20 protein-coding genes, 1 pseudogene, 1 riboswitch and 1 other annotated feature are annotated in these 23496 nt (G+C 35.0%); of the genes and pseudogenes, 16 read left to right on the top strand and 5 right to left on the bottom strand.

What is annotated here, in order from left to right; translation table 11 throughout:
- Positions 1–130: 130 nt before the first annotated feature.
- Entirely contained in the window at positions 131–3325 is a 3195-nt protein-coding gene (locus BG05_RS22445) for a DEAD/DEAH box helicase (protein WP_003188646.1), read from the top strand.
- A 135-nt stretch (positions 3326–3460) separates the two neighbouring features.
- Here BG05_RS22445 and BG05_RS30095 read toward each other — a convergent pair whose 3' ends face one another.
- Positions 3461–3592, bottom strand: coding sequence for a DUF3934 family protein (locus BG05_RS30095; protein WP_000047589.1), 132 nt, complete (start codon positions 3590–3592; stop codon positions 3461–3463).
- Between the two features lie 408 nt (positions 3593–4000).
- Positions 4001–4260, top strand: a binding site (T-box leader).
- A gap of 70 nt (positions 4261–4330) precedes the next feature.
- On the opposite strand from BG05_RS30095, the gene asnA reads away from it, so the two are divergent.
- From asnA to BG05_RS31175, 4 genes and pseudogenes are all read left to right on the top strand, one after another.
- Positions 4331–5314, top strand: a complete 984-nt coding sequence (asnA, locus tag BG05_RS22430) for an aspartate--ammonia ligase (protein ID WP_002126735.1) — start codon at positions 4331–4333, stop codon at positions 5312–5314.
- Positions 5315–5667: 353 nt separating this feature from the next.
- A pseudogene (locus BG05_RS32265) lies at positions 5668–5822 on the top strand (transposase); the annotation flags it as partial.
- Positions 5823–5843: 21 nt separating this feature from the next.
- Complete coding sequence (locus BG05_RS22425) at positions 5844–7199, top strand: RNA-guided endonuclease TnpB family protein (protein ID WP_041868014.1); 1356 nt, start codon at positions 5844–5846, stop codon at positions 7197–7199.
- A gap of 273 nt (positions 7200–7472) precedes the next feature.
- Positions 7473–7646: a hypothetical protein gene (locus tag BG05_RS31175; protein WP_002012220.1), complete on the top strand. Its 174-nt coding sequence runs from the start codon at positions 7473–7475 to the stop codon at positions 7644–7646.
- Positions 7647–7915: 269 nt separating this feature from the next.
- On the opposite strand, the gene BG05_RS22420 is transcribed toward BG05_RS31175, so the two are convergent.
- Positions 7916–8368: a VOC family protein gene (locus tag BG05_RS22420; protein WP_002126736.1), complete on the bottom strand. Its 453-nt coding sequence runs from the start codon at positions 8366–8368 to the stop codon at positions 7916–7918.
- Between the two features lie 356 nt (positions 8369–8724).
- Entirely contained in the window at positions 8725–9954 is a 1230-nt protein-coding gene (locus BG05_RS22415) for an aspartate kinase (protein WP_003188635.1), read from the bottom strand.
- Between the two features lie 201 nt (positions 9955–10155).
- A riboswitch (Lysine riboswitch) is annotated at positions 10156–10342 on the bottom strand.
- 192 nt (positions 10343–10534) lie between these two features.
- Here BG05_RS22415 and BG05_RS22410 point away from each other — a divergent pair.
- From BG05_RS22410 to BG05_RS22400, 3 genes are read left to right on the top strand one after another with little or no spacing between them, the layout of a single operon-like run.
- Positions 10535–11443 (top strand): DoxX-like family protein, encoded by a 909-nt coding sequence (locus tag BG05_RS22410; protein ID WP_002126739.1) that lies wholly within the window; start codon positions 10535–10537, stop codon positions 11441–11443.
- Positions 11444–11447: 4 nt separating this feature from the next.
- Positions 11448–12059, top strand: coding sequence for a DUF4166 domain-containing protein (locus tag BG05_RS22405; protein WP_002126740.1), 612 nt, complete (start codon positions 11448–11450; stop codon positions 12057–12059).
- Positions 12060–12064: 5 nt separating this feature from the next.
- Positions 12065–13690, top strand: coding sequence for a YndJ family protein (locus tag BG05_RS22400; RefSeq protein ID WP_002126741.1), 1626 nt, complete (start codon positions 12065–12067; stop codon positions 13688–13690).
- A gap of 28 nt (positions 13691–13718) precedes the next feature.
- On the opposite strand, the gene BG05_RS22395 is transcribed toward BG05_RS22400, so the two are convergent.
- Positions 13719–14204: an 8-oxo-dGTP diphosphatase gene (locus BG05_RS22395; RefSeq protein ID WP_002126743.1), complete on the bottom strand. Its 486-nt coding sequence runs from the start codon at positions 14202–14204 to the stop codon at positions 13719–13721.
- Between the two features lie 325 nt (positions 14205–14529).
- On the opposite strand from BG05_RS22395, the gene BG05_RS22390 reads away from it, so the two are divergent.
- From BG05_RS22390 to BG05_RS22375, 4 genes are all read left to right on the top strand, one after another.
- Positions 14530–15774: an N-acetylmuramoyl-L-alanine amidase gene (locus tag BG05_RS22390; protein WP_003188627.1), complete on the top strand. Its 1245-nt coding sequence runs from the start codon at positions 14530–14532 to the stop codon at positions 15772–15774.
- 258 nt (positions 15775–16032) lie between these two features.
- Positions 16033–17412 (top strand): S-layer homology domain-containing protein, encoded by a 1380-nt coding sequence (locus BG05_RS22385; RefSeq protein WP_003188625.1) that lies wholly within the window; start codon positions 16033–16035, stop codon positions 17410–17412.
- A 196-nt stretch (positions 17413–17608) separates the two neighbouring features.
- Positions 17609–18871 (top strand): MFS transporter, encoded by a 1263-nt coding sequence (locus tag BG05_RS22380; protein ID WP_003188619.1) that lies wholly within the window; start codon positions 17609–17611, stop codon positions 18869–18871.
- Positions 18872–18899: 28 nt separating this feature from the next.
- Positions 18900–19178 carry a hypothetical protein gene (locus BG05_RS22375; protein ID WP_002135550.1) on the top strand — a complete coding sequence of 93 codons (279 nt, stop codon included), beginning with the start codon at positions 18900–18902 and terminating at the stop codon, positions 19176–19178.
- Between the two features lie 19 nt (positions 19179–19197).
- Here the strand turns inward: BG05_RS22375 and BG05_RS22370 are convergent, their stop codons facing one another.
- Positions 19198–19662, bottom strand: a complete 465-nt coding sequence (locus tag BG05_RS22370) for a hypothetical protein (protein WP_016126764.1) — start codon at positions 19660–19662, stop codon at positions 19198–19200.
- 89 nt (positions 19663–19751) lie between these two features.
- Here BG05_RS22370 and BG05_RS22365 point away from each other — a divergent pair, with 89 nt between their 5' ends.
- From BG05_RS22365 to BG05_RS22350, 4 genes are all read left to right on the top strand, one after another.
- Positions 19752–20060: a hypothetical protein gene (locus tag BG05_RS22365; protein ID WP_016126765.1), complete on the top strand. Its 309-nt coding sequence runs from the start codon at positions 19752–19754 to the stop codon at positions 20058–20060.
- 326 nt (positions 20061–20386) lie between these two features.
- Positions 20387–21199, top strand: a complete 813-nt coding sequence (locus BG05_RS22360; RefSeq protein WP_003188615.1) for a polyphosphate kinase 2 family protein — start codon at positions 20387–20389, stop codon at positions 21197–21199.
- 531 nt (positions 21200–21730) lie between these two features.
- On the top strand, positions 21731–22066 hold the full coding sequence (locus BG05_RS22355; protein ID WP_002064764.1) for a YrdB family protein: 336 nt from the start codon (positions 21731–21733) through the stop codon (positions 22064–22066).
- A gap of 154 nt (positions 22067–22220) precedes the next feature.
- On the top strand, positions 22221–23489 hold the full coding sequence (locus BG05_RS22350) for an MFS transporter (protein ID WP_003188612.1): 1269 nt from the start codon (positions 22221–22223) through the stop codon (positions 23487–23489).
- The last annotated feature ends 7 nt before the right edge of the window (positions 23490–23496 follow it).

Here is a 23496-nt window from a genome sequence, read left to right as displayed (position 1 = left end):
TATTTGCTTACAGTCTGAGGTGTTTATAAATAAGTATCTTTTTTGTTAAACCAACATTTTATATTTTCTCGTGAAGCATGTAAAATGTTAAGTAAGAGAAAATGGTTTTACAGTAAGGAAGTGTCAAAAAATGAGTTTTACATTAAATAAATCGATTATTAAAGAAGTATGCGGAGAGACCTCATATAAAAGAGGTGAAGCTTATTATAAATCAAATAAAGTAATAATAAATCATTATGATGAAAATAAAGAAATTTGCGAGGCAACGGTAAAAGGGAATGAAGATTTTCATGTTACAGTAGAAAAAGCTAAAAAAGGTGATGTTGTTGCGAAATGTAGTTGTCCTTCATTAGCGTCTTTTCAAACGTACTGTCAACATGTTGCAGCCGTACTAATACAAATAAATTATAACCAGCAAACGGGCGGCATGTCCGAAAATATGAGCGGAAATGATCAATTAACGAGCGGGATGTTTCAGTTGTTTGCAGACAAACCACTGCGGCCAAAAAGTAAACAACACCGTTTTGATACACGTGAAATATTAGATGTTGCGTTTATATGTTCACCAGTAGCGACGAAAAGCGGTGGGGCCCTTCTTGGAATTCAGTTAAAACTTGCGAAAACATACTTTATAAATCATATTAGAGAATTTCTTTCTAACGTGGAGAAAAGAGAGACTTTTCATTGTTCCAATGAATTTACATACACACCAGATGTACATAGCTTCAGGCAAGAAACGGATGCGATTATTCAGCAGCTCATTAAAATTTATCATAATGAAAAAATGTATGAGGATACACTGGAAGTACATGCAAAACAAGATGATAGTATGATTTTAATACCGCCAGCTTCATGGAAGGATATGCTTTCTTTACTTTCTAAAGTTGAGTTTGTGGGACTTAATCAAGATGGAAAATCTTTTCATGGTTTACAAATTTCAAAAGGGCTACTTCCTTTACATTTTGAGTTTAATAAAGGGAGTAACGATGGGTTTACACTTTATATTGACGGCTTACAACAAGTAGAAGTAATGGATACGTATAGTTATGCTCTATTTGGAGGGAAACTGTATCAGTTGAACGCTGAGGATTGTAAGCGGCTTATCGAATTACAAAAAATGATGAATCGTTCTAGTAGTAACCAATTGTATATTCCAGCAGATAAGATGGAGCACTTTGTAGCAAAAGTTGTACCAGGGTTAATGAAGCTAGGAACTGTGCGAATAGATGAGGTAGTATCAGATTGTGTGGAAACGCCTTCGCTAAAAGCAAAATTGTATTTAGATCGAGTGAAAAATCGTTTGTTAGCAGGTCTCGAATTTCATTATGGAAACGTCGTGATTAATCCGTTAGAAGAGGATGGGCAGCCATCTGTTTTTAATCGTGATGAGAAAAAGGAAAAAGAGATTTTAGACATTATGAGTGAAAGTGCCTTTGCGAAAACGGAAGGCGGTTATTTTATGCATAATGAAGAAGCTGAGTATAACTTTTTATATCATGCTGTTCCAACGTTAAAAGGTTTAGTTGATATTTATGCGACGTCAGCCATCAAATTACGAATTCATAAGGGAGACACAGCTCCTCTTATAAGAGTTAGAAGGAAAGAGAGAATTGATTGGTTATCATTCCGCTTTGATATAAAAGGTATTCCAGAGGCAGAAATTAAAGGGGTATTAGTCGCTCTTGAGGAGAAACGAAAATATTATCGTTTAGCAAGTGGTGCTCTACTATCACTTGAGAGTAAAGAGTTTAATGATATTAATCAGTTTATAAAAGAATCTAGTATTCGAAAAGAATTTTTAAAGGGCGAAGAAATAGATGTCCCTCTTATTCGTAGTGTGAAATGGATGAATTCACTGCAAGAAGGAAACGTATTAAGTTTAGATGAGTCTGTTCAAGAATTGGTAGAGAACATTCAAAATCCTAAAAAGCTGAAGTTTGCGGTGCCAAGTGGCTTAGATGCGATAATGAGAGAGTATCAAACATACGGATTCCAGTGGATGAAAACACTTGCCTATTATCGTTTTGGCGGCATTTTAGCTGATGATATGGGACTGGGGAAAACGTTGCAAAGTATTGCTTTTATAGACTCTGTTTTGCCGGAAATTCGAGAGAAGAAACTGCCTATATTAGTTGTTTCTCCGTCGTCCCTCGTTTACAACTGGCTTAGCGAGTTAAAAAAATTCGCTCCACATATTAGAGCAGTTATTGCCGATGGAAATCAAGCAGAGCGCCGAAAAATTTTAAAAGATATAACGAAATTTGATGTAGTAATTACGTCATATCCTTTACTGAGAAGAGATATAAGGTTATATGCGCAGCCATTTCATACGCTATTTCTTGATGAAGCACAAGCATTTAAAAATCATACGACGCAAACTGCAAGAGCGGTAAAAACAGTGCAGGCGGAGTACCGTTTTGGATTAACAGGAACACCTGTAGAAAATTCATTAGAAGAGCTATGGTCTATCTTCCACGTTGTCTTCCCAGAATTATTACCGGGAAGAAAAGAGTTCGGTGATTTAAGACGAGAAGATATTGCGAAGCGGGTAAAACCATTCGTGTTAAGAAGGTTAAAGGGTGATGTATTACACGAACTCCCAGAAAAAATTGAGCACTTACAATCATCAGAACTTTTACCAGATCAAAAGAGGATTTACGCAGCTTATTTAGCAAAGTTAAGAGAAGAAACGTTAAAACATTTGGATAAAGATACGTTACGTAAAAATAAAATTCGGGTTTTAGCTGGTTTAACGAGACTACGGCAAATTTGTTGTCATCCTGCTTTGTTTGTTGATGACTATAAAGGTAGTTCAGCTAAATTTGATCAGCTGCTAGAAATTTTGGAGGAATGCAGAAGTACAGGGAAGAGAATTCTTATCTTTTCCCAATTTACGAAGATGCTTTCGATAATCGGACGTGAATTAAATCGTCAAGCAGTTCCATACTTTTATTTAGACGGGAGTACACCAGCGCAAGAACGTGTAGAGCTATGCAATCGGTTTAACGAAGGAGAAGGGGATCTATTTCTTATTTCGTTAAAAGCTGGTGGCACAGGACTAAATTTAACAGGTGCAGATACAGTTATATTGTACGACTTGTGGTGGAATCCAGCTGTTGAACAACAAGCTGCGGATAGAGCGTATCGAATGGGACAAAAAAATACAGTGCAAGTGATTAAGTTAGTAGCACATGGAACAATTGAAGAAAAAATGCACGAGTTACAAGAGAGTAAGAAAAATTTAATCGCTGAAATTATCGAACCGGGAGAAGAGAAGTTATCTTCTATTACGGAGGAAGAAATCCGCGATATTCTTATGATTTAATATGGAAAAAGCTATGCTTTCATAGAGATGAAAGCATAGCTTTTTTGTTGTAATAATTATATTTTGTTTTGTACAAAGTAAAGAGATAAAGTGAAACTTTAAATAGTGGGAGTTGTTCGTCTCCCACTATTTATTTTATTTCTTTGTACCTTTACTTTTGTATGGTTTTGCAGCTTTCTTTTTCGCACTTGATTGCCAACGGTTCCATCCTTTACTTCCTGTACCTTGTCCTACACCTTTTTTCGGTTTTGCTTTCGTTTTACTCATATGATCACTCCGTTATATAAAAAATCTGATTTGATAATAGCCAATGTTTTAGAAAAATACTATCGATAAATGACTATGCTTGCTTTAAATAAAAACAAACTGCTTGAATGCTATAGTATATCATGAAATTGCGAGTAAACTGAAAGGAATTATAAAGAAAATGAAAATAATAAGAAATACTGCGGATTCTATATTTCGAACAATCACACTAGTTGTTGTATATATGTTAGTTTCAATTAGTGAAATGTTTTTTGGATTGAAGAGACAAAGGAAATAAAAATGTTATATTAAGAACAATCGGTAAAGGCATAAAATAAAGAATTGAAAATTTTTTTGAAACTTTTTGTTGACTTTATCGATTTTTTGTATAGAATAATCATTAATAAAATGTTTCAGAGATGTGACAATAAAACGACTATGAAAGGACGAGTAGTAGTAGGATGTAGTTTAAGCGAGTCAGGGGCGGTGTGAGCCTGATACGAAGCCTATTATGAAGAACCTCCTGGAGTCGCTAACCGAAATCCTTTATAGGAAAGTAGACTTAGCCGGGAACTTCGCCGTTACAAGAAGAACAGTATCGAGATTTTTTAATCTCCGTACTGTATAAGTGAGCAACCTCTGTTGCTAATTTGGGTGGTACCGCGGAACCAAAGTCTTTCGTCCCAGTTTTTTGGGAAAGAAGGGCTTTTTTTGTTGGCTTCTTTTCACAACATCCAAACATTTTAGGAGGAAACCACCATGTATCAATCATTAATGACAGTAAGAGAGACTCAAATCGCAATTAAGGAAGTTAAAACATTTTTCGAGGATCAATTAGCAAAGCGCCTTGAACTATTCCGCGTATCTGCACCATTATTCGTAACGAAGAAATCAGGATTAAACGATCACTTAAACGGTGTAGAACGTCCAATTGAATTTGATATGTTACATTCAGGAGAAGAATTAGAAATTGTACATTCACTAGCGAAGTGGAAAAGATTCGCATTACATGAATACGGATATGAAGCTGGTGAAGGTTTATATACAAACATGAACGCGATTCGTCGTGATGAAGAACTTGATGCAACGCATTCCATTTATGTTGACCAATGGGATTGGGAAAAAATCGTTCAAAAAGAATGGCGTACTATCGATTACTTACAAAAAACAGTACAAACAATTTATGGAATATTCAAAGAATTGGAAGATCACTTATTTGAAAAGTATCCGTTCCTTGGAAAGTATTTACCAGAAGAAATTGTTTTCATTACTTCTCAAGAACTGGAAGATAAATATCCAGAATTAACACCGAAAGATCGTGAACATGCAATTGCGAAAGAACACGGTGCAGTCTTTATTATTGGAATTGGTGATGCACTCCGTTCAGGTGAAAAGCACGATGGACGCGCGTCCGATTATGATGATTGGAAATTAAACGGTGACATTTTATTCTGGCACCCAGTACTACAAGCTTCGTTCGAATTATCATCAATGGGAATTCGTGTTGATAGTAAAGCACTTGATGAGCAATTAACGAAAACTGGTGAAGACTTCAAACGTGAGTATGATTTCCATAAAGGTATTTTAGAAGACGTACTACCATTAACAATTGGTGGTGGTATCGGCCAATCAAGAATGTGTATGTACTTCTTACGTAAAGCACATATCGGTGAAGTTCAATCTTCTGTATGGCCTGATGATTTACGTGAAGCTTGCAAGAAAGAAAACATTCATTTGTTTTAATAGAAGTGAGAGAGAATAGCTCAAACATAGAGCTATTCTTTCTTTTTTATTTTGTAAACGAATAGTTTACAGTGAGTTTTACTAATGGTTTCTTTTTCGTCTCCTTTTATCCTTTTCGGCAAGAAGACTCCATCTGATTTGTGTTACGGGTGAAACCCAACAATTCAGGTGGAGATGAATTGCCGTCAGTCAATAGGCTGAACTCTTTTGTTTCGTTCATAACAATTTTTTGATGGGGAACATTCGTTTCTTTTTGTCTTACGATATAATCTGTAGTAGATAAGGAGGGAATATATCGTAAGACAACGAAATTGGATAATAATCATTCGGTTACTTGAGCAAAAAGGAATTAAGATGAAGACCATGTTCACATTTAGTTCCGTTTAGTTCCAAATATTGATTTGTCAAAAGTAATTAACAGTTACAAAAGTGTTAGTTCTCGTTTCGTGAAACGAGATTTCCTAAGATAAAACATTATCTTAGGAAAGAAATAATTTTAATGAACTCTCTGAGAAAGGTGGTGAAAACAATGACTAAAAAGAGAGCAGTGAAAGTATTACGTAAACAAAAAAAAAGAGAAAACATGCAACGATTCACGCAGAAACAGAATATCGGACGAGCTTGTCTCACAGCTAAAGAATTTCGCTTACTGCAACGCATGTCACATAGTTCTAAAGCATTGCGAAATGTTGGATTGTACACGATTAAACAAAGTTATTTGAATAATAACAAGATGGCTACTGTAAAAGAAGTGGACACTGCCATGCAAACCGATATGAACTACTGGGGTATTCAATCAAACTCTGTTCAAGCGATTCGTAGAGCCTTATTTACAGAAGTGAAGAGCTTTTTTAAAGCAATGGAACAGTGGAAGAAAAAACCTGAAACCTTCACAGGTCGTCCTAAGTTTCCGAATTATTCCCGTTCCACTGACAAACGAATCATTGAAATCTATCAAGTTCCAAAAGTTGATAATAACGGGTATTGGATGATTCCGATGAATGTTGCATTCAGAAAAAAATTCGGTTCCATTAAAATACGTATGCCTAAAAACTTAAGAAATAAAAAAATCTCCTACATTGAGATTGTACCGAAGCAAAAAGGTCGGTTCTTTGAGGTGCATTACACATATGAAATGCACGTTTCTCAAATGAAGAAACAACCCACGACTATTAGTAAAGCTTTGAGTTGCGATTTAGGTGTAGACAGATTATTAAGTTGCGTAACAAATACAGGTGATGCATTTTTAATTGATGGAAAAAAATTAAAATCCATTAACCAGTACTTCAATAAAATGATACGTAATCTACAACTGAAAAACATGGAAAATGGACTTTCTAAACGAGTTGTAACGAACAAAATGGCTGCACTTTGGCATAAACGGGAAAGACAAATAAATGGTTACATTTCACAAACTGTAGGCTTGTTGTTCGAAAAAGTGAAAGCATTCAACATAGATACTGTTGTCGTAGGGTATAACGCTGGTTGGAAACAAAAATCTGATATGGGAAAAAAGAATAATCAAAAATTTGTTCAAATCCCATTTCATAAACTGATTGCAGCAATTGAGAATAAATGTATAAAAGAAGGCATCCGATTTTTAAAACAAGAAGAAAGCTATACTTCAAAAGCTAGTTTTCTTGATAAAGATAGGGTTCCAGTTTGGGATAAGGATGATAGGACGCATTATCGCTTTAGTGGCAAACGGATCACTCGTGGTCTGTACCAAAGTAAAGCAGGGAAATGTATTCATGCTGATATTAATGGTGCATTGAATACATTGGAAAAATCGAGAGTTGTAGAATTGGATGACAATCTCAAAGTGAAAACGCCGATTCTATTAGAAGTGCAAAAACGTAAGGCTGTTGCTTCGTGCATAGCTTAGTGGGTGCGTCAACCATCCATGTGTACTCGACTTGTCGGGGCTTGTAGCACACGCCGGAGTCATCTGAGTGGTGGCTTCTTCCACAAGGAAGAATTGCTCTTTTTCGAAAGGGTGGTGCAAGTGGGGAAACGATTGTTCGTTTCTAGTACCAACCAAAAAGATACTTGGGGTGTTACTGTAAGGTGGCATGAATTCTAGAGCGTCAAACTATCTAGCGATAGACGAAAAGACCTAGAGTTCTAACTCAAGCCCCCACTGAAACGTTTCAACTCAGTGGGGGTAGTTGACATTGGATTTGGTTTGCTAATTATAATTGCATTCATTGATTACGAAAAAATACAGGTGGTTGTATTAGGAGTTGCACTATTCATGATGGTATTTTACTCGGATGTGAAGAAAGTTATTTTGAATGAATATAGAGCGTTTTTTCATGGGAAAGAGCGATAAGATATAAAATGAGAAGAGTCAGTTATATTTCCTAGGAAAGGATAAAATGAATAATTAAATTATTTTATAATGATTTTGGGATGTTGATAATATGTTAAAGAACGATTTGGATAGAGTCTTGAAATCTATGTGTAAAATGAAAATACATTTTTAAAAGCTCAAACAAGCATAACCACGTTCTAAAGTTAGGACGTGGTTAAAAATATGGTTTAATTGATAATGAAATTCTGTTTGGCAAAGCCAATAACTTTTTATAAAAAATTACTTAATTATTTGTTACCGATTTCTTCCGCCAAACCGATTAGAATTCCTTCGGTTCCACGAATGTAGCAGAGTCGATACGAGTTCTCATACTGAACTACTTCTCCAACGAGCTGAGCACCATGCTTAGTAAGTCTGGATACCATTTCGTCAATGTCCTCGACGGTGAACATGACGCGCAGATAACCGAGGGCGTTTACAGGAGCTGTCCGGTGATCTGCTATAGTAGGTGGGGTGAGAAATCGCGAAAGTTCAATTCGGCTGTGACCATCTGGCGTAACCATCATAGCAATCTCTACGCACTGAGAACCGAGTCCAGTTACGCGACCAGCCCATTCACCTTCAACAGTAGCTCGCCCTTCGAGATTCAAGCCAATCTCCTCGAAGAAAGAGATTGCGTTATCAAGAGATTCTACAACGATGCTGATATTGTCCATTCTTAGTAATTTGTTTTTTGTCATTGTCTTTATCTCCTTATATGTATAAATTTATTATCTAATTATCCTCATAATTATACTAGAATCTCTTCTAAACAAAAAACACCTTGTCACAGTGTAGGAAAATGTGACAAGGTGTTTTCGGGTATGTCATATAACAACTTATTAACAAAAAACACTTCGTAAACTTTCTACTATTGAAATATACGCGAACTTTATTTCGTGAATACTATCATTTCAAGTAGTTTCAAGAATTTGATACTGTAGTTGCTATTTGATAAAAGAACTTCGACTTCCCCGCAAAATATTCCCACCCTATTTCTATTTATATAGGAAGGAAATAGATTAATATAATTTATTGTAAGTTTTACCGGCGGAAATTAGCTCATTTGCACTAAAGGCTCAATTTTCGCCATAAATGATTGATGAAGTGCTTCAACACCCGTTACTAAATGAAGACGGTCAATAACGACAGATACTTTAATTTCTGATGTACTTACCATTTTAATATGAATATCTTCTTCTTTTAAAGTAGTGAACATATTCGCAGCAACTCCTGGGTTAGATACCATACCAGATCCTACAATTGATACTTTTGCTAAATGATTTTCATGTTCTACAGATTCATAGTGAAGTGCTTCTTGATTTTGTTCCAATACTTCTAATGTTTCTCTTAAATCATTAGAATGGATCGAGAAGGAGAGGTGAACAGTTCCTTCATTTGTAATACTTTGAATAATAATATCTACATTAATATGTGCTGCTGCTAATGTAGAGAAAACTGTTGAAAGTGCACCTTGTTCTAATCCTTTAATTGTGACACGTGTAATATTATCCTCAAATGCAATACCTTTAACGATTGATTGTTGTTCCATGTTACATTCTCCCCTTACAATTGTTCCGTTTTCTTGTTCCATACTTGAGCGAACTTCTAAAATTACATTATGATTTTTAGCAAACTCAACAGCGCGTGGGTGTAATACGCCAGCACCGAGGTTGGCAAGCTCTAACATTTCGTCATAAGAAATTTCATCTAATTTATAAGCATCTTGTACAACTCGTGGATCAGTCGTATATACGCCGGTCACATCCGTATAAATATCACATTTTTTTGCTTTTAATGCAGCAGCTAATGCGACAGCAGTCGTATCGGAGCCACCACGACCAAGTGTGGTAATTTCATTTTCTTCACTTATTCCTTGGAAACCAGCTACTATAACAATCGTGCCTTCAGTAAGGTAAGACTGAATACGAGTGGTGTTAATGTCAGTAATCCGTGCACTACTATGTACAGATTCTGTCGTAATACCAGCTTGCCATCCTGTTAATGAAATTGCGTTATAACCTTTTGTTTGTAGTGCTATTGTTAATAATGAAATAGTTACTTGTTCTCCTGTAGATAGGAGCATATCCATTTCACGTTTACTTGGATTTTCAGTAATAGCGTTAGCAAGTGCTACAAGTTTATCCGTACTTTTTCCCATTGCTGAAACGACAGAGACAATACTATGTCCTCGTTCATATTCTTCAATAATTAAATTTGCTACATGTTGAATGCGTTCGACGATTCCGACAGAAGTACCGCCAAATTTTTGTACAATCGTTTCCATTACGAATTCCTTCTTTCGTCCATTTTTAAGAATAGGTTAGGACATATACAAATCCCAATATTCCTGTAGTTACCAGAGAGAAAAACAAAAAACACCATCTCAAATAAGTGAGGATGGTGCTGTTACAGGAAAAGGGAAACAGAAAACGGAGCTAATAAAAAAACCGCCAAAAAAGGAATATCATAAAAATGATATCTCTTTTTTGTAGATAGCTCTTCATACGTACACGTCTGTACATATGACAGTTCTGTTTCTATTCGAAAACAGCCCCAATTGATAAATGCAGAGAAATTTATCAATTTCGGCAACACTTCCTTTCCTCTAAAATCATAGACATCTCTGTGTCTCCTTTAGAATACTTATAAGCGTTGCAACCTCTATCTCACGTTTTAGGCGAGAGTGTATGATTTATGAAGTTGTTGGTAACATTTGTTTTATAATAATTTAAATTTTTCAGGGAATCAAGTGTTTTTTGTATTTTTTTGAAATTCTATCTTTTTATTAAATTAGTTTGTGAAAAATGTAGCAAAATCGATTCATTGCATGTACATTGAAAATATAGCGCATGGGAGGTGGAAGGATGGGGAAGAAAAAGCCTATTTATGTAGCCACAGAAATGAACACAACAATGGAGAAACTATGGGCATATACACAAGAGCCTGATATACATACAGAGTGGGATGCTCGTTTTACTGAGATTTCGTATTTAGAAAAAAAAGAGGGAGAACCACAGAAGTTTTTATATAAAACAAAGATCGGATTTGGACTTGAAATAGCCGGAGAAGGGGAATCGATAGGTGAAATAAGAAAAGAAACTGGAGAACGCATTTCCTCTTTAAAATTTTGGACAGACAATCAATTATCACTTATACAAATAGGGCGTGGTTATTGGAAGTATACACCGAATGAAGAACATATTCATTTTGAAACGCAATATGATTATGATACGAGATTTGGTCGTATAGGAAATGTGATAGATTTATATGTTTTTCGTCCACTATTAGGTTGGGCGACAGCATGGAGTTTTGATGCTTTAAAATTATGGTTAGAAAAGGGACTTCATCCTAAGTTGCTAATTAGAAGAACGATGACGTATTGGCTAGTTTGCTTTTTATTTGCTTTCGTATGGTTATATCAAGGGATTGTACCGAAATTGATGTTTACTCATTCAGAAGAAGTAAAGATGCTTTCTGCACTAATCGGATCGAATGAAAGTAGTATTTTTATACTTAAAATAGTTGGATTTTTAGAAATAATATGGGGTGTTATGTGGCTATTGCCACTTCAAAAGCGAAAACTATTTATATTGCATATTATATTGTTGATAGTTTTAACATTAGCGGCAGGATCGACGAATATCGCTAGTTTTACGCAACCGTTTAATCCGATTACATTAAATTTTCTTCTAATAGGGTTATCGATTGTCGGTTATATAAATAGCACTAATTTGCCAAGCGCAAAAAATTGCAAGAGGACGAGAAAGGGATAAGTATATGGTTAATATTTATGAAAGATTATTAGGGGATTCTTATAAAAGGCTTCATCCAAAATTGCAGGAACGATATGCGATAACAAAGGAAAATAGCTTTATTGGGGAAGGGGAAATGGATGAAATTTATGGAGGATCTTTTTTCGTTAAATTAATATTAAAAATTACATCGAAGTTTCGAATGTTTTTCTCAGAGCGAGGGCAAAAAGTTCCATTTGTGATACATAATACCGCTGAGCGAGATGAACATGGAAATGAGTTTGTACGGTGGAATCGTACTTTTTATTTTCATAATAAGAAAAGATATTTTAACGCTGTTATGCAGTTGGATGAAGAGAATAATGAAATTGTAGATTATTTTGGTGAGCCACATTTACTCGTTTCTACATTGAATTTTTATATTGATGAAAAAGGCGGGATGCATATTTCTTCAAAGAAACAATGGTTTTTTATGTTTGGAAGAAAAATACCGTTACCTAGATTTTTATACGGAGAGGCAAAAATTGTTGAAAGTTATGATGATGCACTGCAATGTTTTCGAATTCATGTACAAGTACGGAATCCGTTAATTGGTTCGTTATTTTCATATAAGGGAACATTTGTGGAAAGGGAATAAACGATATGAAAAATATACTATTTGGGCTTGCTTGCTATATTATTTTTCTAATATATGAGTGGTCAAATGTAAACCCAGTTGAAGCAATTATTTTATTATCTATTTTGTTATTTATACCGATGTCTATTTGTATTATTGACAAGAAAAAAAGAAATGGATCGTATGTATTATTTTATAAATTTGTATCGTTTTTATATCCAATCGCAGCAATCAGTGCAATGCTAGCTTTCGTAACAAATCACTATTTCTTTGCGCTACTTTGGTTTGCATATACAGGAATCGTTGCGTTATTTGGTGTAAGTAGATTGTTAGAAAGAGGATGGAAACCGATAGAAGAGACGGCTATCGATAGTGCGTTTATTTATTTGTTTTTAGGTGGTTTTTGGTTTTTTGCTTCAGTAGCAAAGGTTTCAATTATGCACTTTAGTTCTGACATTGTTTTACTTACAGCGGCACACTTTCATTATTCGGCATTTTTATTGCCGTTATCAGCTGGTTTACTTGGAAGAAAAAGAGAACGGGGAAGTAAGTTATATGACTCTATTATGTTTATCATCGTCATTTCTCCAATGACAGTTGCAATAGGAATTACGTATTCGAGGGTATTTGAATTTTTTGCAGTGTTCATATATTTATGTGCCATTTATGGATATGGGATTTACGTATGGAGAACGAAATTCAATGCTATAAGTGCAAAGATTCTCCTTACTCTTTCATCCAGTACACTTATGGTAACAATAATGTTTTCACTCATATATTCATACGGAAATTTCAAACAAGTAATGACGATTACAATTGCACAAATGGTCTGGATTCACGGTGTTGTAAATGGAATTGGAGTAGCGTTACCAGCTTTTCTTGGTTGGATGATTGAAAAGAGTACTCCGAATTATAAATATTACGGGAAAACAATGAGCAGGTTAAGAGGAAATGCGACAGTTGGTGAAGCATTTTTACATAACAGAAATTTAATAGATAGCAAGGAATACAAAGGTTTAGTTGATAAAATGAATGATTTTCATAGTGAGGCATTTGACATGACGAAGATTCCTTTAAGTATTATTCGTTTTTATGAAAATACAAAAGAGTATGAGTTACAATCGCATATTAAATGGACTCGTTGGTTCCGCCCGGTTGCATTTTGTTATGAGAAAATGAGTAAGCGTGTAGGACAAATACATTTAGGAATGGGCGGCAAGTGGGAAACGATGCATGGCTCTATCATTGGGATAATAGATGAGAAGGATGGAAGAGAGAATGTAAGGGCTTGGCTAAGAAAAAATGAAGCAGGAGAGTCTGTTTTTGTAGCCCTCTATTCAAAGCATGCATACAAGAACGAGACATATATGAATATCGCATTGCCTTTACCATATTCGAATATGACTGGTATTTTGAAGTTGTACAATGATACGAACCAGTTAATGATTACAAGTAAGCTAAGAGAGCGTCGTAAGGGAGATGAAGGGATATACTTACATACCCGCTTCTTTACAATACGCTTACCATTAGCAGAGACTTTTATTATTAAAGAGAGAAAGGATCAAATATTAGAAGCTAATCATAGAATGTGGATATTTGGAGTTAATTTTTTAGAAATTGATTATGAGATTAAGAAAATAGAGGGAAAGTAAGAAAGGCTTGGAGAGATTCCAAGCTTTTTTACGTATGGGTAATTGTCATAGCAACTTGTTTATCCAAGTCTCGGTCCCAAACACGCTGAATTTCAAACGTACCTTTTTCAAAAAATAATGGGAATCTCTCTTTAAACCAATCTTGCATAGGAAGATTGAGTGCTGTATCAATTGGCACCCATAATAATTCGCCTTCAGGAGGATTCAAAAGGAGTTCACCTTCAAATGAATCTGTCCAATAGTTAAATACCATATATCGAACATTTTCTTTCGGATTTACGTATTCATCTAATCCCTTAAAAGTTAAATTTGAAACAAGTAATCCAGTTTCTTCTTTTACTTCTCGTTTAGCAGCTTGAACGATACTTTCTGGAAAATCTACTTTACCGCCAGGAGCGATGTAACCAGGGAAGCCTAGATGATCCGGCCGTTGTATTAGTAATACTTCGTTATTATGTTGAATCATACACATTGTATAAATGCGGTGTTCGACGCTTTTCCAATTCGTGCTCATACGAATCTCTCCTCTTATAAAGTGAAACTTTAATCAGTGGGGGGTTCTTCATCTCCCACTGATTATTAGCCCTCACCAATCGGGCTTTTACGGGCAGTTGATCACCCACCTAACTTCTTTGCTTTCGCTGAATTTTGAGGTGGGGGTCTTACTGCCCGTTAATGCGGGATGAAATGAGTCTCTTATAGTTTAACTATAGTTATTTGTTCCAAAAAATACAATAATAAGACAAAATTATACAAAATGCAATTGACTATTACTAATTTTCAGAATTATAATTAGTCTGTTATATAAAAACATTGTACTTGAGAGGGGAATATATTCTATGAAAAATAGAATAATCGCAGCAGCAGTAATCGCAGCTAGTATATTATCTTATTCATCTAGTAGTTTCGCACAAATAAAAACGTTTCCAGATGTCCAAGCAGGGCACTGGGCAGAAGATTCTATTAACTACTTAGCAGAAAAAGGCGCAGTTACAGGTAACGAGAAAGGAATGTTCGAGCCTGGAAAAGAGATCACTCGTGCAGAAGCAGCTACAATGATGGCTAAAATCTTAAACTTACCATTCGATAAAGATGCTAAACCATCTTTCAGTGACTCTCAAAACGGATGGTATACCCCATACATCGCAGCTGTAGAAAAAGCTGGTGTTGTTAAAGGGAAAGGCCCAGGCGTATTTGATCCAACTGGGAAAATTGACCGGGTTTCAATGGCCTCTCTTATTGTAGAAGCTTACAAATTAGATTCTAAAGTAAATGGTACTCCAGCAACTAAATTCAGTGATTTAGAAAAAAGCTGGGGGAAAGCAAAAGCTAACATCCTAGTTGAATTAGGGATTTCTGTTGGTACTGGTGATAAATGGGAGCCTGAAAAAATTCTAACTAAAGCAGAGGCAGCTCAATTTATTAAAAAGGCAGATTCTCTTAAAATAGGTAACCCTTTAGTAGAAAAGGTAGTTATTATTGATCCTGGTCATGGAGGATTTGATCCAGGGAATCCAGGGCAAGGTGTAGAGGAAAGTGAAATTGTATTTGATATATCTTTAAGATTACAGCAATTGTTAGAAAAAAATACACCTTTAAAAGCTTTGTTAACACGTGAAGAGAACGGAAATCCAGGAAGTAACAAGAATGAGTCTCTTGTGAATCGAGTGAAATTTGGTCAAGAGAACAATGCAGATATATTTGTAAGCATTCATGCAAACTCTTCTCAAAATCATGATGGTTATGGAACGGAAACATATTATTATAAAAAATCCAAGCGTGGAGAAGAGACACAGATTGAAAAGGATAGCGAAGTATTAGCGAAAAAAATTCAAAAGCGAGTAGTAGAGGCACTACATACAAGAGATAGAGATATAAAAGATGATCATTCGTTTTATGTAGTAAATAAAAATACAGTACCAGCAGTTTTAACAGAGCTTGCCTTTATTGATAATAATATAGATAATGGCAAATTAGCTACTGAATCAGGAAGACAAATTGCTGCAGAGGCAGTTTATGCTGGGATTTTAGATTATTATGAGTGGAAAGGTTTCGATGTTTCAAAATATCGTTTAGCTAAATAAAAAATATTAATTGTTAAGTCCATCATCTATATAGAGATGATGGACTTTTTATATGAGTTTATATAATTTTGTATCAAAATAAAAAGATATATCGTATTATGCTGATTATAAATAAAATAATGGTAGATTAGTTTATTTGTATCACGTATACTTTTACTGTTGACTAATTAAGAGTTTGTTAGTTTAATAGGGAAAATTTTATTGAAAAGGGAGGCAAGTTAACACGGGACAAGCATATACATAACGTGTTAAAAAAATATGAAAAAAGTTATTTCTAATGTGTTAGCAGTGACAGTCGCACTTCAAGTAGTGATGGCTCCGGCAACTTCATTTGCAGCTGAAAAGGAATTTCCAGACGTTCCGAAAGATCATTGGTCGTATAAAGCAATTACTAATTTAACATCAAAAGAAATTATTGCAGGATATGATAATGGTAAGTTTGGATTCGGGGATGTTGTAAATCGTGAGCAAGTAGCCGCATTAATATATCGTGCATTAAAACCAGAAGCGAAAAGCGAATATAAAAATCCATACTCTGATATTAGCGAAGGAACGACAATGTTCCAAAATGAAATTTTAACTTTAACAGATATGGGGATTTTCGTAGGTGATGGTAAAGGAACATTTAGACCGAAAGAATCTTTAACTCGTGCTGAAATGGCTGTAATTTTACAGAAAGCCTTTAAACTAAAAGTAAAAGCTAAGCATACATTTAATGATGTTCCGAAAGATCATTGGGCAAATGATGCGATTAGTGCATTAGAGTCTAACGGCGTTGCTGCAGGTAATGGAGCAGGTGCATTTAATCCAACTAGTGTTTTAACACGTGAAGAATATGCACAATTTTTATTTAATGCCATGGCATCATATATCGATTTAGATGTAACATTACCTTCTAATGTAACAGCTCAAGAGATTGATAATTATATTAAAAGATATCATCCCGATAGTCCGCTTGTTGGAGTTGGACAAGACTTTATTAAAGCGCAAAACGAGTATGGCGTGAACTCTTTATATTTAGCAGCACATGCAATCTTAGAGTCTGGATACGGGAAATCAGAAATTGCATATCGCAAACATAATTTATTTGGACTACGAGCGTATGATTGGGACCCATTCGCACATGCAAAATATTTACCATCTTATGGATTAAGTATTTCATACAATGCTGATTATGTGAGAAAGAATTACTTAGAACAAGGTGCTAAGTATTTCAAAGGTTACACATTACCTGCGATGAATGTAATGTATTCAACTGATAAAGAATGGGCTGGCAAAATTGCTAATATTATGGAGCGTATTAAGCCTTTCAATAACAAAGATTATCAAAATGTAAAACGATTACCGAAAAACCCTAATACATTAAATGTAGAGGCATTAGGCGAAACAATTCCATATAAAGATTATGCAAAAGATGCGAAAGCTACTGTTCAAACTGTAGGATCTTACTATCAAGTTCCATTCCCGTTTAACAATCCAATTAAGAGTGTACCAAACGTTACACAAAATGAAGTTGGAAAATTAGAAAATGGTACAAAAGTAAATGTATATCGTGAAGATCCAAATGGCTGGGTAGAATTCTCACTTGAAAATGCTCCAGAAAAATATTGGACATTGAAGAAGAACTTAAAATTATAAAGTGGAAAGGTGTTTTCATATATGAAAACACCTTTTTTATTTATATTCAACACGTAATATTTGTAGATTCATTATGATTTTCTTTTTTATATTTTTACCAATAATTTAACAGTTCATATATAATTAAAGGTAATAAAGATTGGATTTTCTGTGTTTAATCTTAGGTATTAACTTAATTTGAAAAGAGGAGAGAGATATGCAAGGAGAAATACCAACAGAGAAAAATTTAGGTTATGTCGGTAAATTATTATTGCCAGTTAAAGTGTCACCACACTTCAAGTTTTTATGGATTGGGCAATTACTTTCGACTTTAGGTAGTTCGATAACGATGGTTATTCTGCCAGTCGTTGTGTATTCATTAACTGGTTCAACAGTTGTAATGGGAATGACTATGGCAATGTACATGCTTCCTAATATTCTAGCGTTACCGTTTGCTGGATTAGTCGTGGATCGTATTGACCGGGTGAAATTGATGTTATTTACAGATATAATCCGCTGCATATTAATGCTATTACTTGCAACACTTATATTTATGGATTTGTTAACGATTACGCTATTATATGTACTCGTGGCATTATATGGACTTATGGAAGGGGGATTTCAGCCGGCGTATTCAGCTGTAAGAGCAAAAGTATTTGTACCGGAAATTCGAAATGCAGCTAATGCATTAACGCAAATGAGTAATCAAGGAATACGATTAATTGGCCCAGCACTTGGTGGGTTAATAGTATCAGTTACATCTGCAGGGATAGGCTTCGGACTAGATGCAGCAACGTATTTGTTATCATTTTTATGTTTATTATCTTTAAAAGAAATTAAGTTTAAAAAAATAAAACCCATTGAAAAGAGTAAGATCGATTACAAACAAGAGTTTATGGAAGGTATTTTAGTTTTAAAAAGTCATCCGTGGTTGTGGATTACCATTCTAGTCTTTTCTTTCGTTAATATTTGTTATGCAGGCGTTATCGTTGTATTAATTCCATGGTTGTTTAATGTTCATCATCATTTTGAAGCTTACGTGTATGGCTTAGGTATGGCTGCTTCTGGTGCTGGAGCTGTAATTGCAGCATTAATTTTTGGTGGGAGGCAGCGGTGGCATAAGAGAGGATTACTTGCGTATGGTGGTGTTTTAATTAGTGGAATGGCGTTATTAATTATGCCTTTCGTTTCTTGGGCACCTGCCTTAATTGGATTAATGGCAATTGAAGGATTCGGTATTATGATATTTGGGCTTATTTGGGAAACAAGTTTACAAGAGCTTGTACCAGAAGAAGCTTTTGGAAGAGTGGCAAGTCTTGATATGTTAGGCTCATTTGCTTTATTACCATTAGGGTATGTGGTGGTAGGCTGGTTAGCTACTGTAATAGGTGGAAAGATAACAATTATAATGCTAGCTATTTTAGTACTCATAACAATTGGAATGGCATTGTCTGTACCAAGTATTCGGCGGTTCGATTGATTATGTAGGCAAAAAGGGGGGATGGTATATGACTATAGAAAATCTACATGATTTAGTAGTACATGAGTTGGGATGTAAATACGTTTTGGGAGAAAAGGTATTTGAAGCAAGGAATTTCACGGTGTATATTGCTACTCCTATAGAAAATAAAATGACATATAATCGATTCATCTTAATTAAGCATTTGTCTAATGAAGAGCCTTCCGTACATGTTTGGGACAAAAAAATCTGTGTAGACGCTACAAAAATACATATTGCAAAAGAAGTGACAGAAGCAATTCAATCGGGTTTTGTAAATAAAGAGTAAGCCCTAATCAAATTAGGACTTACTCTTCATTAAACACAAATGTTTGCTTCATTTTTTTACTCTCATGTACTGGATGACCGTTGTAAGAGAAATTCTTTTCTTCCCAAGTAATGACAACTTTAAAATTATGGCTATTAAAGTCTAATGGGAATACCATGTAGTCAAAGCTTGTATGACTTTTTGAAACGTTGTTATTAGATGAAGTAGGATTAAAGGTAGCTTTAGATGTAGGTGTGTTATCAAGTATTTCCACCGATACATTTGCAACATCATTACCAATATTTTTTAAGAGTAAACTATACGTATCATATACACCTTGTTTTGGCTGCACGGCTTGCTTGTTTGAGTTATGAGATTTGTCAATTTCGATATACCACTGTTTAGACTTTGACGCAACTGGTAGTGATTGAAATGTGTATGCACTAGCTTGTATTGGTAGTGCTAAGCAGATTAGTGCAAAGAGAGAAAATATTTTTCGTTTCATCTTTAGAGAGCTCCCATTCTTTAAAGGATTTATTTGTTATTATCTTCTCTTTTTAAGATAATATACCATGTAGTTTAGGGGAGGGTATATTGAAAGAATTAGTAAGTATGGGAAGCAGCATGTTTCTACAACTGTTATTTTTGTATATATTTATTTCTGTTGTTTTATTGGAACTCAATCCATGGTATGCGGTAGTGGTTTATGTGGCTATTGCTATAATCAGTCTTCTGCTAGGAATATACTCGATTGCTTTCTCTATGAAGAGTAGCTTGAATACTATTTTTCTAACACTACCAGGTGGAATTATAATAACATTATTTTCAATATTAATTATTGGATTTACAGTGTTTGCTTACTTTTTACGAGAAGGAGATATTCCGCCTGTAATTCGTTTGTAGTATAAGTGAATCGATAGAGCTCCTATCTTTTCGTTATTAATCTTCCCAAGTATGTCACACGCACATTTAAAAAAACAAGGAAACTGTGTAGAGATTTTTCGGCATAGTTTCCTTATTTTGTTTTTTGATTAATAATAAATGCTTGCTAAAGGATACGAAAAAGCATATCAGGGGGATTAATTTATTAATATAAAGTAGCGTCCAACTTATAAAAGATAGATATAGGTGGAGGGGTACGAGTATTAGTTAAAAGAGATATTAATATGAAAAAATTACCAATAAATATGTTAAAATAACATTGTCATATAACAAGGGGGATTCGTTTGATGGAAAAAGAGCATCTTGCTAAAGTAGATTTAACGAAAAAAATTGAATCAAAATCTAAGTACAATAAGAAACTTGAAAAATATCAAATGCGTTTATTGGCACTACAACAAATATTAAAAGAAGAGAAAATAGCCGTTATGATGGTTATGGAAGGTTGGGATGCGGCAGGTAAAGGCGGAGCAATTAAGCGAGTGACTGAACATCTTGATCCACGCGGATTCCAAGTAAATCCAATTGGAGCGCCTGCTCCTCATGAAAAACGGTATCATTATTTGCAACGTTTTTGGCGGAAACTTCCTCAGTACGGGCAAATTACTATATTCGACCGTTCATGGTACGGCCGTGTATTAGTTGAACGTGTAGAAGGTTTTGCAACAAACGAAGAGTGGACGAGAGCGTATGCTGAAATTAATGATTTCGAAAAACTATTAACAGATGATCATTACATAATAGGAAAGTTTTTCTATCATATTAGTAAAGAAGAACAGTTAAAGAGATTTAAAGAAAGAGAGAACAACCCTCTTAAAAGATGGAAAATTACAGATGAAGACTGGCGTAATCGGGAAAAATGGGATGAGTATGTCGAAGCAACGGAAGACATGTTTGAAAATACAAATAAGCCGAATGCAAAATGGCATATTATCGCGAGTAATGATAAATTATACGCCCGTTTGAAAACATTGAAAGTAATTATTTCATTAATTGAGGATTATTTCTTAGAGCATAATATAGAATTACCTTCTTATTATAATGAAATAAAAGAAGGAAAGAAAAAGAAAATTGAATCTGTGCAAGATGCAGGAGTCAAATAGTAAAAAGGTTTGTATAGGAAATATGAAGGGAAGCTGTCTTGTAATTTGGTAAACCCAAATTACAAGACAGCTTTTTAGTTGGAAGTATTTTGCATATTTATATAAAGCGAGTGTACCAATTATTTTAGTTTGTGCTGTAGTAAGTTTGTTGTTTTAGGAAGGGGAAGCTTTAAGAAAGAGTAGTAGGGGAATAGGCTAAATATGAATCGCATTTTAATTATGGAACGTTAGCTGTCAAAAAAATTTATAGAGTTATTTTGGGAACTCCTCGGTAATGGGCGAAACGTAAACCGTGGAGTTCTTTATTTTGTGATTATAGGCATATGTATCACTGTCATTAAGTATTTGCTTTCATTCATTATCCGTCAAGATCAAGTTTTTGAAGTTTAGAAAGGTAAACTGAATAATATTAATAAGTTGTATAATTGTTTTTTACATGTCATGAATGGGCACGTATCAAGTTCAAATAACGGATGCATAATATTATTTTCATAGGATTTTAAATATATTTTTCAAAGGGGTGTTCTTTAAATGTTTATAAAACCTATAAATTTAGCGATTCGATTTTTTCTAGAATTATGTGCTCTTGCATCACTATGTTACTGGGGCTTTCAATTTTGGGAAAGTGTATATGTGAAATTTATTTTTGGCATTGGCTCACCACTACTTTTTGCGACAATATGGGGGATTTTCATTGCACCTAAAGCATCATTAAAGCTGCCAGAACCATATAGGTTTATGTTGGAAATCATATTGTTTGGAGTTACCTCAGTTGCTCTATATGTTGTTGATCAAATAACCTTAGCTATTATTCTTGGGATGGTATTTATAATAAATCGCACTTTAATCATTATTTGGAAACAATAATTTTTTTGCTAAGTTTCTTCACGAAAGGAACTTAGCATTATTTAAGGTGTAGGAGTAACGAAATATGGATAAATTTAAGCGCTTTAAATTTTGGGATTTTGTTGTTTTATAGTACATTAACAAGAGATATTAGTTTCATAGGGAGGGTGAGGAAATGATAGATACAGCAGATGCTTTAATAAGTAAGCGTATGTATACAGAAGAAGAGCAACAAAAATTATATAAACGAACGTTAATAATCGTAAGTATTTCACAAATGTTTGGCGGAGCGGGATTAGCTGCTGGAATTACAGTAGGTGCACTTCTTGCACAGCAAATGCTTGGGACGGATGCGTATGCAGGATTACCGGCTGCTATGTTTACAATGGGATCTGCGGTAGCGGCTTTCTTTGTTGGGAAGTTATCGCAAAAATATGGTCGCCGAATAGGACTTGCAACAGGGTTTATAGTAGGGGGACTAGGGGCTATTGGAGTTGTATTGGCTGCGTTAACAAATAGTATTATTCTTTTACTAGTTTCTTTACTCATATACGGTGCAGGTACAGCGACGAATCTACAAGCTCGTTATGCTGGTACCGATTTAGCAGATAAGAAGCAGCGAGCAACTGCTATTAGTATTACGATGGTTATGACGACTTTTGGTGCGGTGGCTGGTCCGAATTTAGTAGGTGTAATGGGGGATTTTGCCCATTCAATTGGAATTCCTAACCTTGCTGGTCCGTTCATATTATCAGCAGCGGCATTTATACTTGCGGGTCTTGTACTTTTTGTTATGCTTCGTCCAGATCCATTAATTATTGCTAACATAATAGAAACATATAAACAAGAACATACATATAAAGGGCAACCAGTAACAGAAGAAATAATAGAGAATAAGCGTGGTGTTACCGTTGGAGCAATCGTTATGATACTTACTCAAATAGTGATGGTTGCGATTATGACGATGACGCCAGTTCATATGGGACACCACGGTCATGGTTTAAGTGCAGTAGGTCTCGTGATTGGTTTTCATGTAGGTGCAATGTACCTTCCATCGCTTGTTACAGGAATGTTAATTGATAAAATTGGCCGTACTACGATGAGTATAGCTGGTGGGATGATTTTACTTGCAGCGGGTGTCATAGCTGCGATAGCACCGAGTGATTCTTTATTATTATTAATTGTTGCTCTTTCTTTACTTGGATTAGGATGGAATCTCGGATTGATTTGTGGTACAGCACAAATCGTTGACTCCACAACTCCTTCTACACGTGCTAAAACACAAGGGAAAATAGATGTTTTTATTGCGTTAGCCGGAGCTTCAGGTGGAGCGATGTCAGGAATGGTAGTAGCTAATTCCAGTTATGCGGCATTATCATTAGCGGGAGGGGCTGTAGCCCTACTGCTTATTCCAGTTGTGATATGGTCTCGGATAGGTAAATAAATTTCAT

The sequence above is a fragment of the Bacillus mycoides genome (assembly GCF_000832605.1).
Lineage (GTDB): Bacteria > Bacillota > Bacilli > Bacillales > Bacillaceae_G > Bacillus_A > Bacillus_A mycoides.
The sequence above is the reverse complement of the archived record's forward strand: the minus strand, read 5'-3'. Positions and strand labels throughout refer to the sequence as shown.

What these genes read in the sequence shown, in the direction of transcription:
- BG05_RS22445 (WP_003188646.1), top strand. Translation starts at nt 131, where the DNA reads ATGAGTTTTACATTAAATAAATCGATTATTAAAGAAGTATGCGGAGAG.
- BG05_RS30095 (WP_000047589.1), bottom strand. Translation starts at nt 3,592, where the DNA reads ATGAGTAAAACGAAAGCAAAACCGAAAAAAGGTGTAGGACAAGGTACA.
- asnA (WP_002126735.1), top strand. Translation starts at nt 4,331, where the DNA reads ATGTATCAATCATTAATGACAGTAAGAGAGACTCAAATCGCAATTAAG.
- BG05_RS22425 (WP_041868014.1), top strand. Translation starts at nt 5,844, where the DNA reads ATGACTAAAAAGAGAGCAGTGAAAGTATTACGTAAACAAAAAAAAAGA.
- BG05_RS22420 (WP_002126736.1), bottom strand. Translation starts at nt 8,368, where the DNA reads ATGACAAAAAACAAATTACTAAGAATGGACAATATCAGCATCGTTGTA.
- BG05_RS22415 (WP_003188635.1), bottom strand. Translation starts at nt 9,954, where the DNA reads ATGGAAACGATTGTACAAAAATTTGGCGGTACTTCTGTCGGAATCGTC.
- BG05_RS22410 (WP_002126739.1), top strand. Translation starts at nt 10,535, where the DNA reads ATGGGGAAGAAAAAGCCTATTTATGTAGCCACAGAAATGAACACAACA.
- BG05_RS22405 (WP_002126740.1), top strand. Translation starts at nt 11,448, where the DNA reads ATGGTTAATATTTATGAAAGATTATTAGGGGATTCTTATAAAAGGCTT.
- BG05_RS22400 (WP_002126741.1), top strand. Translation starts at nt 12,065, where the DNA reads ATGAAAAATATACTATTTGGGCTTGCTTGCTATATTATTTTTCTAATA.
- BG05_RS22395 (WP_002126743.1), bottom strand. Translation starts at nt 14,204, where the DNA reads ATGAGCACGAATTGGAAAAGCGTCGAACACCGCATTTATACAATGTGT.
- BG05_RS22390 (WP_003188627.1), top strand. Translation starts at nt 14,530, where the DNA reads ATGAAAAATAGAATAATCGCAGCAGCAGTAATCGCAGCTAGTATATTA.
- BG05_RS22385 (WP_003188625.1), top strand. Translation starts at nt 16,033, where the DNA reads ATGAAAAAAGTTATTTCTAATGTGTTAGCAGTGACAGTCGCACTTCAA.
- BG05_RS22380 (WP_003188619.1), top strand. Translation starts at nt 17,609, where the DNA reads ATGCAAGGAGAAATACCAACAGAGAAAAATTTAGGTTATGTCGGTAAA.
- BG05_RS22375 (WP_002135550.1), top strand. Translation starts at nt 18,900, where the DNA reads ATGACTATAGAAAATCTACATGATTTAGTAGTACATGAGTTGGGATGT.
- BG05_RS22370 (WP_016126764.1), bottom strand. Translation starts at nt 19,662, where the DNA reads ATGAAACGAAAAATATTTTCTCTCTTTGCACTAATCTGCTTAGCACTA.
- BG05_RS22360 (WP_003188615.1), top strand. Translation starts at nt 20,387, where the DNA reads ATGGAAAAAGAGCATCTTGCTAAAGTAGATTTAACGAAAAAAATTGAA.
- BG05_RS22355 (WP_002064764.1), top strand. Translation starts at nt 21,731, where the DNA reads ATGTTTATAAAACCTATAAATTTAGCGATTCGATTTTTTCTAGAATTA.
- BG05_RS22350 (WP_003188612.1), top strand. Translation starts at nt 22,221, where the DNA reads ATGATAGATACAGCAGATGCTTTAATAAGTAAGCGTATGTATACAGAA.